14 protein-coding genes are annotated in these 12,950 nt (G+C 67.6%); 4 read left to right on the forward strand and 10 right to left on the reverse strand.

Annotation, left to right across the window (positions count from 1 at the left end; translation table 11 throughout):
- From trmD to rpsP, 4 genes are read right to left on the reverse strand one after another with little or no spacing between them, the layout of a single operon-like run.
- Positions 1–693: a tRNA (guanosine(37)-N1)-methyltransferase TrmD gene (gene trmD / locus LQZ87_RS09880; protein WP_230103297.1), complete on the reverse strand. Its 693-nt coding sequence runs from the start codon at positions 691–693 to the stop codon at positions 1–3.
- Between the two features lie 22 nt (positions 694–715).
- Complete coding sequence (gene rimM / locus LQZ87_RS09885; protein WP_230103298.1) at positions 716–1,303, reverse strand: ribosome maturation factor RimM; 588 nt, start codon at positions 1,301–1,303, stop codon at positions 716–718.
- A 1-nt stretch (position 1,304) separates the two neighbouring features.
- A complete protein-coding gene (locus tag LQZ87_RS09890; RefSeq protein WP_230103299.1) occupies positions 1,305–1,535 on the reverse strand; it encodes an RNA-binding protein in 231 nt (76 codons plus the stop codon).
- A gap of 5 nt (positions 1,536–1,540) precedes the next feature.
- Positions 1,541–1,972 (reverse strand): 30S ribosomal protein S16, encoded by a 432-nt coding sequence (gene rpsP, locus LQZ87_RS09895; protein ID WP_230103300.1) that lies wholly within the window; start codon positions 1,970–1,972, stop codon positions 1,541–1,543.
- A gap of 204 nt (positions 1,973–2,176) precedes the next feature.
- Between rpsP and LQZ87_RS09900 the strand changes: the two genes are divergently transcribed.
- Positions 2,177–3,322 (forward strand): glutamate--cysteine ligase, encoded by a 1,146-nt coding sequence (locus tag LQZ87_RS09900; RefSeq protein WP_230103301.1) that lies wholly within the window; start codon positions 2,177–2,179, stop codon positions 3,320–3,322.
- Positions 3,323–3,324: 2 nt separating this feature from the next.
- Here the strand turns inward: LQZ87_RS09900 and glpK are convergent, their stop codons facing one another.
- On the reverse strand, positions 3,325–4,824 hold the full coding sequence (gene glpK / locus LQZ87_RS09905) for a glycerol kinase GlpK (protein WP_230103302.1): 1,500 nt from the start codon (positions 4,822–4,824) through the stop codon (positions 3,325–3,327).
- 104 nt (positions 4,825–4,928) lie between these two features.
- Positions 4,929–5,894 carry a sugar-binding domain-containing protein gene (locus LQZ87_RS09910; RefSeq protein WP_230103303.1) on the reverse strand — a complete coding sequence of 322 codons (966 nt, stop codon included), beginning with the start codon at positions 5,892–5,894 and terminating at the stop codon, positions 4,929–4,931.
- An 88-nt stretch (positions 5,895–5,982) separates the two neighbouring features.
- On the opposite strand from LQZ87_RS09910, the gene LQZ87_RS09915 reads away from it, so the two are divergent.
- On the forward strand, positions 5,983–7,701 hold the full coding sequence (locus LQZ87_RS09915; protein WP_230103304.1) for a glycerol-3-phosphate dehydrogenase/oxidase: 1,719 nt from the start codon (positions 5,983–5,985) through the stop codon (positions 7,699–7,701).
- Position 7,702: 1 nt separating this feature from the next.
- Here the strand turns inward: LQZ87_RS09915 and ffh are convergent, their stop codons facing one another.
- Genes ffh through LQZ87_RS09935 form a run of 4 tightly spaced genes read right to left on the reverse strand, consistent with a single transcriptional unit; the run spans position 7,703 to position 11,046 of the window.
- Complete coding sequence (gene ffh / locus LQZ87_RS09920; protein WP_230103305.1) at positions 7,703–9,253, reverse strand: signal recognition particle protein; 1,551 nt, start codon at positions 9,251–9,253, stop codon at positions 7,703–7,705.
- Positions 9,254–9,265: 12 nt separating this feature from the next.
- Entirely contained in the window at positions 9,266–9,772 is a 507-nt protein-coding gene (locus tag LQZ87_RS09925) for a sigma-70 family RNA polymerase sigma factor (RefSeq protein ID WP_230103306.1), read from the reverse strand.
- Positions 9,769–10,422, reverse strand: a complete 654-nt coding sequence (locus LQZ87_RS09930) for a hypothetical protein (protein WP_230103307.1) — start codon at positions 10,420–10,422, stop codon at positions 9,769–9,771. The genes LQZ87_RS09925 and LQZ87_RS09930 overlap by 4 nt, the downstream gene beginning before the upstream one ends.
- Positions 10,423–10,458: 36 nt before the next feature.
- Positions 10,459–11,046, reverse strand: a complete 588-nt coding sequence (locus tag LQZ87_RS09935) for a TetR/AcrR family transcriptional regulator (RefSeq protein ID WP_230103308.1) — start codon at positions 11,044–11,046, stop codon at positions 10,459–10,461.
- Positions 11,047–11,234: 188 nt separating this feature from the next.
- Here LQZ87_RS09935 and lipB point away from each other — a divergent pair, with 188 nt between their 5' ends.
- Both lipB and lipA read left to right on the forward strand, forming a co-directional pair.
- Complete coding sequence (gene lipB / locus LQZ87_RS09940) at positions 11,235–11,906, forward strand: lipoyl(octanoyl) transferase LipB (protein WP_230103309.1); 672 nt, start codon at positions 11,235–11,237, stop codon at positions 11,904–11,906.
- Positions 11,903–12,895, forward strand: coding sequence for a lipoyl synthase (gene lipA, locus LQZ87_RS09945; RefSeq protein WP_230103310.1), 993 nt, complete (start codon positions 11,903–11,905; stop codon positions 12,893–12,895). Before lipB ends, lipA begins: the two co-directional genes overlap by 4 nt.
- Positions 12,896–12,950 lie beyond the last annotated feature (55 nt).

The following is a 12,950-nucleotide window of genomic DNA, read 5'->3' on the forward strand; positions in this document are numbered from 1 at the left end:
TCAGTCGGAGAGCAGATCGGGTCGACGTGTCCGCGTGCGTTCGAGCTGCTGCTCACGCCGCCAGGACGCGATGGCAGCATGGTTGCCGCTCAGGAGGACATCCGGCACCGCGCGCTCGCGCCACGCCGACGGCTTCGTGTACGACGGGTACTCGAGGAGTCCGTCCTCGTGAGACTCCTCGACGAGACTCTCCGGGTTGCCGACGACACCGGGGATGAGTCGCCCGATGGCTTCGATCATCGCCATGGCGGCGACCTCTCCCCCGTTGAGCACGTAGTCACCGAGGCTGACGAGGCGGACCTCGCCCAGGGTCGCGGCGTACTCGAACACGCGCTCGTCGATGCCCTCGTACCGACCGCAGCCGATGATGATGTGCTCGCGTTCCGCGAGATCGCGGGCCGTCGCCTGTCGGAACACCTCGCCGGCGGGTGACGGGAAGATGATCGTCGGTCGCGCGGCGCCGGACTCGCGCGTCAGCTCATCCAGGGCTTGAGCCCACGGCTCCGGCTTCATGACCATTCCGGCGCCGCCGCCGTACGGCGTGTCGTCGACGGTGCGGTGACGGTCGCTCGTCCAGTCGCGCAGGTCGTGCACGCGAAGGTCGAGGATGCCGGATTCGCGTGCCTTGCCGAGCAGAGAGAGCGCGAGACCGTCGAAGTACGACGGGAAGATCGAGATGACGTCTACGCGCATGGGTCGATCGTACTCAGCGCCGTCAGTCGGCGTCTTCGGCCGCAGCGGCCGTGCCGTCGGCATCCGGGAGCTCTTCGAACAGCCCTGGAGGCGGCGTGACCGTGACGCGGCCGGCGGCGATGTCGACGGAGGGGACGATCGCCTCCACGAACGGGACCATGACCTCGCGCTCGCTCGCCTTGATGATCAGCAGGTCCTGCGCCGGCATGTGCTCGACGCGGACGACCTTGCCGATGACCGTGTCCTCACGGACGACGTCGAGGCCCACCAGCTGGTGGTCGTACCACGCGTTGTCCTCGGGCTCATCGGCATCCTGGTCGATCCACAGGATGGCGCGCACGAGTCCTTCTGCACCCTCACGGTCGTCGACGCCGTCGATGAACACCACCGGGTTGCCGTTCATCACACGGTACTCGCGGACGGTGATCGACTTGCCGTGCCACGGAGATGCCTCCGGCACCTGCAACGTGAACTCGGCCCCCGGGACGAAGCGTCGCTCCGGGTTGTCGGTGTACAGCTCCAGCTTGAGCGCGCCCTTGAGGCCGTGGGCCTTCACGAGGCGGCCGACGCGCAGCTGGTTCTTGCCCTGGCTTCGGTCGTTGGCGACCACGTCAGTCGTCCGCGACGTCGACGCGGACACGCTGCCCATCTGCCAGGGAGGAGATGAGCGTGCGCAGTGCCTTCGCGGTGCGGCCGCCGCGCCCGATCACGCGTCCTCGGTCCTCGGGGTGCACGCGCACCTCGAGGAGATCGCCTCGCGGCGAGGTGGAGGAGCTGATGCGGACATCGTCCGGGTGATCGACGATTCCCTTGACGATGTGTTCGAGCGCGGCGGCGAGCACGGCGATTACTCTGCGTCGGCGGCGGGAGCCTCAGCGGCCTCCGCGTCGGCGGCGGGAGCCTCCTCAGCAGGAGCCTCCTGCTTCTTCTCAGCCTTCGGCTTCACGACGGACTTCTTCGCCGAGTCGACCTCGAACGGAGCCTTGGGCTCAGCGACCTGAACGGTGGACTTCGCGTCCTTGTCGCCCTTGAACTTGCCCCAGTCACCCGTGAGCTTGAGGATGGCGGCGACCTGCTCGGTCGGCTGAGCGCCGACGGACAGCCAGTACTGCGCGCGCTCCGAGTCGACCTCGATGAACGAGGGCTGCTCGGTCGGGTGGTACTTGCCGATCTCTTCGATGACGCGGCCGTCGCGCTTGGTCTTCGAGTCGGCGACGACGATGCGGTAGTAAGGCGCGCGGATCTTGCCCAGGCGCTTGAGACGAATCTTTACAGCCACGATTCTCCTGAATGGTGTGGAAGGAACGAACTGATCGCCTGGAGAGTGGGGTGCACACCCGGCGGAAGCTCAAATGAGTGGACGCGGTCTGGATAGAGGGTCGAGAACGTCGTCCGACCTTCTATTCTGCCAGATCCCACGCCGCACGCGAAACCGTGCGACACGCATGTCGGGAGTTACGGGGCGGCGTGTCAGACTGTGCTCGTGAAGCAGGAGTTCGCAGATTCGCCGCGCTCGACAGTCGGTCTCGAGTGGGAGATCATGCTCGCCGATCCCGACTCGGGTGATCTGGTCGGGCGCGCACCGGAGCTTCTCACCGCGCTCGAGGACGAGAGCGCACCCGAACGCCACACCGTCACCGGCGAGCTCCTCACCAACACGATCGAGGTGACCAGCGGCATCGGCGACTCCGTCGAGCACGCCATCGGCGACATCGCGGCCGCCATCGCGGCTGTCAGGGCACGCACCGACCCGGCCGGCGTCGAGCTGCTCTCTGCGGGGAGCCATCCCTTCGCGCAGTGGTTCGACCAGCGCGTCACCGACAAGAGCCGCTATCACAAGCTCATCGAGCGCACCCAGTGGTGGGGACGCAACATGATGATCTGGGGCATCCACGTCCACATCGGCGTCGAGGATCGCGACAAGGTGATGCCGATCATCGGCGCGCTTTCGGCGTACCTGCCGCATCTGCAGGCCCTCACATCGTCGAGTCCCTTCTGGGCGGGCGAGCGAACCGGCTACGCCTCCAACCGCGCACTCGTGTTCCAGCAGCTGCCGACCGCCGGACTCCCCTGGCCGATGCGCGATTGGTCCGACTTCGAGCGATATCTCGACGACATGGTGCGAACCGGTGTGATGGCGGACGCCACCGAGGTGCGCTGGGACATTCGGCCGGCCCCGCGCTGGGGCACGATCGAGGTCCGGGCGTGTGACGGCCTCTCCACCCTCACCGAGATGGCGGCGATCGCCGCGCTCGTCCAGGTTCTCGTCGAGCATCTCTCCCGCCGCCTGGATGCCGGTGAGACGCTGCCGACCATGCCGCCGTGGTTCCACCGGGAGAACAAGTGGCGCGCTGCGCGATACGGCTTGGAGGCGCGGGTCATCGTCCACGCGGACGGCACCCAGCGCCTGATCCGCGAGCACGTGTCCGAACTTCTGAGCGAGCTCTCGCCGGTGGCCGAGGAGCTGCACTGCGGTGCGGAGTTCGCCGGTGTGCGAGACATCCTCGATTCCGGCGCCAGCTACGAGCGTCAGCTTCGCGTGGCGGATGCCGCCGACGGCGACCTGCACGAGGTCGTCCACCATCTGATCCGCGAGTTCCGCTCCGGACCAGGCGTCCCTGTGGTCTGAGCTCAGTCCTCGTCGACCCAGTCGAATGTGCGCTTGACCGCCTTGCGCCACCGCGCAAGCAGCCGCTCGCGCTTCTCGTCGTCGATGCCGGCCTCCCAGCGCTCGTCCTCCCGCCACATGGCTCTGAGCTCATCACGGTCAGCCCAGACGCCGACCGCGAGCCCGGCGGCGTAGGCGGCACCGAGCGCCGTCGTCTCGATGACGGCGGGCCGGACGACCGGCACGCCGAGCACATCGGCCTGGAACTGCATGAGAGTGTCGTTGCCGACCATGCCCCCGTCGACACGGAGCTCTTCGAGCTTCACCTGGGTGTCGGCGGTCACGGCATCCAGCACCTCCCTGGTCTGGAAGGCGACCGCCTCGAGCGCCGCACGGGCGATATGCCCCTTGTTCGCGAACCGGGTGAGCCCGAGGATCGCGCCGCGCGCATCCGGCCGCCAGTAGGGGGCGAACAGGCCGGAGAAGGCGGGAACGATGTAGACGCCCCCGTTGTCCTCGACGCTCAGCGCCAGGGACTCGACGTCGGGCGCCTGATCGAACAGGCCCAGGTTGTCACGCAGCCACTGCACCAGGGATCCGGTCACAGCGATCGATCCCTCCAGCGCGTAGCGGGGTGCTTCATCGCCGAGCTGATAGGCGACCGTGGTGATGAGGCCGTTCTCGCTCTCGACGATCTCCTCTCCCGTGTTCACGATGAGGAAGTTCCCCGTCCCGTAGGTGTTCTTCGACTCTCCGCGCTCGAACGCGGCTTGGCCGAAGGTCGCGGCCTGCTGGTCTCCGAGGATCGCCGCGATCGGAGTGCCGTCGAGAGCGGTACCCTTGGCCTCCCCGTAGAGCTCCGACGATGAGCGGATGCTGGGCAGCATGGCCCTCGGCACGCCGAACGCGCTGAGCAGACCGTCGTCCCAGTCCAACGTGCGCAGGTCCATCAGGAGGGTTCGGCTGGCGTTGGTGACGTCGGTGACGTGGACGCCGCCGTCCGGACCGCCGGTCAGATTCCACAGCACCCAGGTGTCAGGCGTGCCGAACAGCAGGTCGCCGGTCTCCGCGCGCTCTCTGGCGCCGTCGACGTTCTCGAGAATCCACGCGATCTTGGACGCGGAGAAGTATGTCGCGAGCGGCAGTCCGGTGATGTCCGCGAAACGACGGATGCCGCCGTCCGCCGCGAGCTCGTCGATGAGCGGCTGCGTGCGGGTGTCCTGCCAGACGATCGCGTTGCAGATCGGCTCCCCTGTGCTGCGGTCCCAGACGATCGCCGTCTCACGCTGATTCGTGATCCCGATTCCGGCGACCTCCGACGCGTCGATGCCTGCGGCCTCGAGCGCCTCGCCGATCACGGCACTGGTGTTGGTCCAGATCTCGGCGGCGTCATGTTCGACCCATCCGGCGCGCGGGAAGATCTGCTCGTGCTCGCGCTGACCTGTTGCGACGATGGTGCCGTTGTCGTCGAAGACGATGGCCCGACTGCTGGTGGTGCCCTGATCGATGGCGACGATGTGCATAGGTTGTTCTCTCCAGCCGGTGACGGCGTTGTCTGGTCTGATCCACAGCCTAGGGCGGCCGGCGTCTCACGCCCCGCGTGCGTGCACGAACGTGCAGCTCGAGCTCACGTTCCGACGAGCTGGTCCGCGAGATGCTCGTCGAGGATCAGGTCGGTGATGAGCCGCGCTGCGATCGCGCCACGAAGGCTCGCGAGCTTCTGGGTTCCCGAGACGACGCAGATCCGCCGGGCGGCACGAGCGAGCACCGAGAAGCCGGGCCCCGTGGCCCGGCGGTTCAGTTCGATGTCCTTCCAGCTCCCGTCCTCACGGTAGAAGACCGTCGCGACGTCCCCGACGATCCTCCCGTCGCGGATGCTCCGATAGTCGGAGCGGTCGAGATAACCGCCGATGTAGACGCGACTCGGCACCTCAGCGAACGGTGAGCCGAGACCGAATATCACGACGTCGGCGCGTGATTGCAGGTCCAGGACGCGCCGGGTGCTGCGCTCGCGCCACATGGCCTCCTTCGTCATCGGATCGTCGAAGAACGCGGGCACGGGGAACTGCTGGACTGCGGCCCCGAACGCCTGGCCGAAGCGGTGCAGGATCTCGCTGGCATAGTCGACACCGCTCGTGAACGTGTTGCCTGCCCCGTTGAGCTGCACCACGGTCGAGTTGTGCGTCTCCTTCTTCGGCAGGTGCCTGCTGATGGCATCCAGGGTCGATCCCCAGGCGATGCCTACCGTCATGTTCGAGTCGATGTGCAGTGGAAGCTGTCGTGCGGCGCTGAGCGCCACCCGCTCGAATCTCTCCACGTCCGAGAGCGTCCGCGGCGCGGGGACGACATGAGCGGCGATCCCGAAACGGGCTCGGATCGCCTCCTCGAGCCGGAGCTCCTGGCCCTGCGGCGGATGGATGCGCACCTCGACGAGACCGGTCTCCCGCGCATGGCTGAGAAGACGAGACACCGACGACCTCGAGGTTCCGAGTTCGGTCGCGATGGCATCCATCGTCATGTCCTGGAGGTAGTAGAGCTGGGCCGCCCGAAGGGCGGATGCCACCTTCGGGTCATCCGGTGATCGATCGGGCATCGCGTTCTCCTTGCACGTTCGTGCAGCCCGCTTGCGCAGGTGTGCTGACCGGCTCAGGATATACGGTGAGGCACCAACGAGGAGAGATATGAGCGCGGTCAGCATCCCGAACGAGCGAGCGAGCGTCACGGCAGTGCGCGAGAGCGGACGCACGAGCGTCATCGTGATCGGTGCGGGCATCAACGGCATCTCGACCTTCCGCGACCTCGCGATGCAGGGCGTCGATGTTCTGCTCGTCGAGCGCGCAGATTTCGCCTCCGGTGCGACGGCGGCTTCGAGCCACATGATCCACGGCGGCATCCGATACCTCGAGAACGGCGAGTTCCGCCTCGTCAAGGAGTCCGTTCAGGAACGCAACGGCCTGCTCAAGATCGCACCGCATTACGTCAAGCCCCTGCAGACGACGATTCCGATCTACTCGACGTTCTCCGGCATCTTCACCGCCCCCCTGCGTTTCCTGACGCACAAGCAGGGCAAGCCGCAGGAGCGCGGGGCATTCCTGATCAAGATCGGCCTGACGCTCTACGACACGTTCTCCCGCGACGGCGGCAACGTGCCGCGGCACCGTTTCGTGGGTCGCAAGAAGTCACTCGAGCAGCTGCCGCAGCTCGACCCGGCCATCAAGTACACCGCCACGTACTACGACGCATCGATCCACGACCCGGAACGCCTCGCGCTCGACGTTCTTCGCGACGGCCAGGCCGCGCACGCGGGCGCCAGGGCGCTGAACTACGTCGAAGCCGCGGGGCTCGTTCCCGAAGGACTCCTCCTGCGCGATCTCGAGACCGGCAGCGAGTTCCCCGTGCAGGCCGACGTCATCGTCAACGCCTCCGGACCATGGACCGATCTGACCAACGAGACGCTCGGCACCGATACGGCTTTCATGGGCGGCACCAAGGGCTCGCACATCGTTCTCGACCACCCCGAGCTGCTGGACGCCACGGGCGGCCGCGAGATCTTCTTCGAGCACTCCGACGGCCGCATCGTGCTGATCTATCCGCTCAAGGGCCGCGTGCTCGTCGGCACCACGGACCTGGAAGCCGATCCTCGTGAGCCCGCGCTGTGCACGGAGGAGGAGGTCGACTACTTCTTCGACCTCATCGGGCACGTGTTCCCGACGATCGCTGTCGACCGTTCGCAGATCGTCTACCGCTACTCCGGCATCCGTCCGCTCCCTCACCACGACGACACCGCGCCCGGATTCGTGTCACGCGACTATCGGATCGAGCGCCGCAAGGACGCTGGGCTCCCGACCGTGTTCAGCCTCGTCGGAGGCAAGTGGACCACATTCCGCGCGCTCGGTGAGAATCTCGCCGACCACGTGCTCGAGGAGCTGGGCCGCCGGCGAAGCGTCGGCACCGCCGGCGTCCGGATCGGCGGCGGCAACGGCTACCCCAAGACGCCGCGACGCAAGCTCGAGTGGCTGCGCGAGAACGTCGGCGATGACGAGCGCGGTCGCGTGCTGTTCACCCGGTACGGGACCAGGGCAGCGGAGGTCGCGTCGTACATCGCGGATGGCGAGGACGCACCGCTCGTGGGCGTCGCACTGTCGACACGCGAGCTCGCGTGGATGGTCGAGCACGAGATGGTGCGGCATGTCGCGGACGTGATCTTCCGGCGCACGAGTCTCGCGTTCACGGGTGATGCCGACGCCGGTGTGGTGCGTACGATCGCGGCCGTGCTCGCGCCTCTCATGGACTGGGACTCGGTGCGAGTGGATGCCGAGATCGACGACGCCCTCACCCAGCTGCGCGAGGCGCACGGCGTCGGCATCGCCGCGGAGGCCGCAGCAGACGTGAGCTCCTGACTCAGCCCTTGCCGAAGAGCTTCTGGATCTCGGCGAGATCGGCCTCGCTGGGGGCCTTCTGACCGCCGAGGCCGAAGCCGGAGCCCGTCGAAGGGCCGGTCGGGACTCCAGCGTTCTCCGCTGCGCGCTTCGCCGGGTTGCCCGAGCGCGAGCCGCCGGACGACTTCCCCTTCTTGCCGCGCTTTGTTGAGGCGCCAGGGCGTCCCATGCCGGGTACCGGGCCCATGCCCGGGATGTTCGGGGTTCCACCGCGCGCGACGGTCTTCATCATCTTGGCTGCCTGGTCGAAGCGCTGCACAAGCTGGTTGACGTCGGTGACCGTCATGCCGGAGCCCTTGGCGATGCGCAGGCGACGCGAGCCGTTGAGCACCTTGGGGTTGCGCCGCTCCCCCGGCGTCATCGAGCGGATGATCGCCTCTGTGCGGTCGATCTCGCGCTCGTCGAAGTCATCGAGCTGCTGCTTCATCTGGCCCATGCCCGGCAGCATCCCGAGCATCTTCTTCATCGATCCCATCTTCTTCATCTGCTGAAGCTGGTCGAGGAAGTCCTCGAGGGTGAAGGCCTCGTTCGCGAGCTTTTCGGCGACCTTCTGCGCTTCCTCCTCGTCGAACGCCTGCTGGGCCTGCTCGATGAGCGTGAGGATGTCGCCGAGGTCGAGGATGCGGCTCGCCATGCGGTCGGGGTGGAACGGCTCGAGGTCGTCCAGCCCCTCGCCGGTCGAGGCGAAGATGATCGGACGCCCGGTGACGGACGCCACGGAAAGCGCCGCACCACCACGGGCGTCGCCGTCGAGCTTGGACAGCACGACGCCGGTGAAGTCGACGCCCTCCTGGAAGGCCTTGGCCGTGTTCACGGCATCCTGACCGATCATCGCGTCGATGACGAACAGGACCTCGTCGGGGTCGACGGCCTTGCGGATGTCGGATGCCTGCTTCATCAGCTCGGCGTCGACGCCCAGGCGTCCTGCGGTGTCGATGATGACGACGTCGTGCTGCTGACGACGAGCGTGCTCGACGCCGTCGCGTGACACCTTGACGGGGTCGCCGACGCCGTTGCCGGGTTCGGGTGCGTAGACCGTGGCGCCGGCCTGCTGCGCGACGACCTGCAGCTGGTTCACCGCGTTGGGACGCTGGAGGTCGGCCGCGACGAGGAGCGGCGTGTGACCGTCCTTCTCGAGCTGCTTTGCGAGCTTGCCTGCGAACGTCGTCTTTCCCGACCCCTGCAGGCCCGCGAGCATGATCACCGTCGGCGGGGTCTTGGCGAACTCCAGCCGACGCTGCTCGCCGCCGAGAATGCCGACGAGCTCCTCGTTGACGATCTGCACGACCTGCTGCGCCGGGTTCAGCGCCTTGCTGACCTCGTCACCGAGCGCGCGCTCGCGCACCTTCGCGGTGAAGTCCTTCACGACGGCGAGGGCGACGTCGGCGTCGAGCAGCGCGCGACGGATCTCGCGGACGGTGCCGTCGACGTCGGCGGCGGTGAGCTTTCCCTTCGTGCGCAGGTTGCGGAAGGTTTCGGTCAGCCGATCGGAGAGCGTGCCAAATGTAGCCATGGTGCTCCGATTCTACGCGAGCGGAGCCTCCATGCTCAGCGCGGCGCGAAGCTGTTCCCTGGCCTTCTGATAACGCCCGCGGGCGGTGGATGCCGGGATGCCGAGCAGCTCGGCCGCATCGGCCAGGCTGAGCCGGTCCCAGTGCACGAGCCGGACGAGTTCTGCGAGCTCGGGGTCGAGCCGGGCGATGGCGTCACGCACGTCGGCGCCTTCGTCGGCTGCCGGCGCCGTGGCGCCCTCGCGAACGCGTCCGCGGATGCGATCGGCCAGGGCCCAGCGGCGGCGCTCCCCTCTGGTGTGATTCTGCAGCGTGCCGCGGGCGATGCCGAACAGCCACATGCGAGCGCGCTCCGGGTCGGCGGGCAGGTCCTTCACCCTGCGCCAGGCGACGACCATGGTCTCGCCGAGAAGGTCGGGCGCATCGTCGGCGTTCGTTCGGCGAGAGAGGTAGGCCAGGAGATCGGCGGCATTGCTCTCGAACGCTCCGACCAGTGCCCGGCTCTCAGGCTCACGCCTCATTCGGCGGCACCCGTTCCGTCCCAGTCCTCGCCCTCGCAGTGGAGCTGGCTGTGGGAATCGGTCCCGGCAAGCGCTCCGCTGTCGTAGCCGTGCATCTTCAACTCCATGTGCAGCGCCTCCGAGAGCGCCTGCTCGTGGGCAGTCCATGCCTCAAGGTCCGGCAGCCGCGGGTCCGCGCTGTTCTCGGCGTCCCGGCTGTCCGCCATCACCGCCAGGTACTTCGCGACGAAGGGCTCGGCCGCGGCCTCGACGTCGGTGTTCGCGAACCACTCGTCCACGACGCGGTTCACGTCACCCTGGATCAATGGCTTGTGGGTGTCGAATCCGCTGAAACGGATCTCGCACTCACCCCACGTCGGCGAGGTGTAGGCATAGCTCCGGTCGGGATTCTCCAAGCCGTCGCCCCAGAGCCAGTCCGAAGACGCCGTCGCGACCCCCGCTCCTCCGGCCATGAGAATCGCCAGCACACCCGTGATGACTGCGGCCCGCTTGGCCCGCGGGGCGACGCGAACCTCCTTACGAGCGTCCGCGACCATCGCGAGCACGTCGCGATCGTCGACCGTCGCCGCCGGCGGTGCGGCAGCATCCAGCAGATCATCCAGAGCATCCCTGGTCATGAGTTCCTCCTCGTCGGGGGTGGGTTCACTCATGACGTGTCCGGCAGCGGCGATTTCGTCCGCGGCGCGTCAGATCTTCCACGGCAGGTCGTGGATGCCGCCCAGCGCCTCCTGCGCGAGTGACTCCGGCGTGCCGTGCCCTGCCCCGCGCTCCGCCCAGACACGCAGCGCCGACAGAACAGCGGTCGCGTGGGCCGCACCGAGGATGTCGGCGGGGATCGCAGCGATTCCGCTGCGGCGCGCGGCCTGCGAGATTCCGTCGGCGAGTCGCGCGCTGCGCAGCCCGGTGTCGCGGACCAGCTCCTCCTCCAGCCCCATCGCGCTCGCATTGCGCAGCGCGAGTGCGAGCGGGTCTGGGGCGAAGTCGTCCACGACGTGCAGCAGGATCCCGCGCACCGGATCGGCGCCGGCTGCCGCACCCAGCGCGGTGAGCGCCTCGAGCGCCTGATCGATCCGTGCGTCGAGCCCCGACCACAGCACATCGCTCTTCGAGGAGAAGTAGTTGAAGAAGCTCGATCGGCTCACCCCGGCTCGCCGAGTGATGTCGGCGACGGAGGTCGCCTCGTACCCCTGCTCGAGGAACAGCTCGCACGCTGCCTCGGCGAGCGTCTCGCGCGACGACGCGCGAGGGCGTCCTGGGCGCGGCTCGTTTCTCACGCATTCACCGTATCGCGCCGGCGTCCGCAGGAAGCGACGGCGATGGAAGAACAGTTTTCCGGCTTCGCACGCGTCGGAAGGCACGATTTCCTTCTCGCATCGCTGGCACTCCGCGTCGCATGGGCGTCGACGAGTCACCTCGTCGAGGGGTATTGTTAGACAGCATCCAATAACCCGGGAAGGCGATCATGCTCGACATTCTCACCGCGGGACTCGCACCGCGGTTCGTCCCGTATGTGGACGGCTGGGAGCTGCAGCGCAACGTCCACCACGACGTGGCCTTCGGCAGCCGCCCAGACACGCTCATCCTTCTCGAGCACGAGGCCGTTTACACCGCAGGCAAGCGCACCGAGCCGCAGGAGCGGCCGCGAGACGGCACTCCCGTCGTCGACGTGGATCGCGGCGGCAAGATCACCTGGCACGGTCCGGGACAGCTTGTCGGGTACCCGATCGTGCGTCTGCCGGAGCCGATGGACGTCGTCGCGCATGTTCGCCGGCTCGAGCGCGTGCTCATCGAGATCCTCCGCCCGCTGGGCGTCGCCGGCTATCAGGTCGAGGGGCGCAGCGGCGTGTGGGTGCGCCGGCCGCTCAGCGAGGACAAGATCGCCGCGATCGGCGTACGAGTGCAGAACGGCGTGACCATGCACGGCTTCGCCATCAACTGCGACAACACGCTTTCCGGGTTCCGCGGGATCATCCCCTGCGGCATCACGGATGCCGGCGTCACGACCATCAGCGAGGTCGTGGGCCGTGACGTCTCCCCCGCTGACATCGTGGATGCCGTCGCCGAAGCCTTCGTCGACGAACACGCGGATGCCGAGTCCGTGCCGACTGCCCAGTACGAAGGAGTTTCCGCGTGAGCGCCGCTGCCCCCGAGGGTCGCAAGCTCCTGCGCCTCGAAGTCCGAAACGCCGAGACGCCGATCGAGCGCAAGCCGGAGTGGATCAAGACGAAGGCGAAGATGGGTCCGGAGTACCAGGCCCTGCACTCGCTGGTGAAGGACGAGGGCCTGCACACCGTCTGCCAGGAGGCCGGCTGCCCGAACATCTTCGAGTGCTGGGAGGACCGCGAGGCGACCTTCCTCATCGGCGGCTCGCAGTGCACGCGTCGCTGCGACTTCTGCCAGATCGACACCGGCAAGCCCGATGCGTACGACACCGACGAGCCGCGCCGCGTCGCCGAGAGCGTCACCCGGATGGGTCTGAGGTACGCGACCGTCACGAGCGTCGCCCGCGACGACCTCCCCGACACCGGCGCATGGCTGAACGCCGAGACAGTGCGCCGCATCCACGCCGAGAACCCGAACACCGGCGTCGAGCTGCTCGCGAACGAGCACAACGGCGACCCGGAGTTCCTGGGTCAGATCTTCGACGCTCGGCCCGAGGTTTTCGCGCACAACGTCGAGACCGTGCCGCGCATCTTCAAGCGCATCCGCCCGGCGTTCAAGTACGAGCGGTCGCTGGATGTCATCACGCAGGGGCACGCAGCCGGACTCATCACCAAGTCCAATCTCATCCTCGGCATGGGCGAAGAGCCCGAAGAGGTCGTGCAGGCACTCAATGACCTGCACGAGGCCGGCTGCGACATCATCACGATCACGCAGTACCTTCGCCCGACGCCGCGGCACCTGCCGGTGGCCCGCTGGGTGAAGCCCGCCGAGTTCGTCGAGTTCAAGGAGGAGGCCGAGCGCATCGGGTTCCTCGGCGTTCTCGCCGGCCCGCTCGTGCGCTCGTCGTACCGTGCCGGGCGCCTGTGGGCGCAGTCGATGATCTCGAAGGGGCGCGAGATCCCGCCGCACCTGGCACACATCGCCGCGGGCGCGGACCTGGGTTTCGCGCAGGCCGTCTGAAATTCCTCGCTTGCTCTCGCCGCGACCCCTACACTGGTCGGCATCGAGAGGAGCC

Source organism: Microbacterium sp. Bi121, assembly GCF_918698005.1.
In the GTDB taxonomy this organism is placed as follows: domain Bacteria; phylum Actinomycetota; class Actinomycetes; order Actinomycetales; family Microbacteriaceae; genus Microbacterium.